The organism is Mycobacterium sp. NGS57 (assembly GCF_059812405.1).
In genome coordinates, this window is sequence record NZ_JCALCP010000034.1 from 1 (window position 1) to 746 (window position 746).

General features: G+C 81.6%; 1 protein-coding gene. It reads left to right on the forward strand.

Going from position 1 to position 746, the window contains the following annotated elements:
- On the forward strand, positions 1-746 hold a 746-nt coding region (locus AC5Y43_RS24955; RefSeq protein ID WP_499977302.1), incomplete at both ends, for a hypothetical protein.

The window sequence follows — 746 nt, forward strand, 5'->3', positions numbered from 1 at the left end:
GGCACCAACGGCCTGGGTGGCCAGGGCGGTGCCGGCGGTGGCGCGGGTGGTGCTGGTGGCGGTGGTCGGGGTGCTGATGGCACGTCCAGTTTTGTTGATGGTGGCGCCGGTGGTGGCGGCGGTAACGCCGGCGCGGTGGGTGGCGGCGGGGCCGGTGGGGCCAACGGCAGCGGCACCGGTAGTGGCGCGGCGGGTGCGGCCGGGGCCGGCGCCAACGGCGGTGACGGCGGCCAGGGTGGGGCCGGGGCGGCCGGGGCGGCCGGCCATGACGGGCTCAACCCTGGCCAAAGCGGCACCAACGGCACCGACGGCGGCCAGGGCGGGGCCGGCGGTGCGGGCGGGGCCAGCAGCGGCACCGCCGGCAGCCACGGCGGGTCCGGTGGCGCCGGTGGCGCCGGCGGCCAAGGTGGCCAGGGCGGATCGGGTGTCGACGGCGCGGGCGGGCAGGCCAGCACCGGGGTCGGCGGAGCCGGTCAGGCCGGCGGCAACGCCGGCTCGGGCGGCTCGGGCGGTGCGGGTGGGCAGGGCGGTCAAGCCGGCAGCGGCGGCGCGTTGGGCAGCACGGGTGGCGTCGGGGCCGGCGGGGCCGGCGGGCAAGGCGGGGCCGCGGGCATCGCCGGTGCCGGCGGCATCGGCGCGCTCGGAGCCAACGGCACCTCCGGAGTCAACAACGGCGCCGGCTATGGCGGCGGCAACGGCGGCCAGGGCGGCGCCGGCGGCAACGGCGGGGCCGGCGGCGCCGGCGG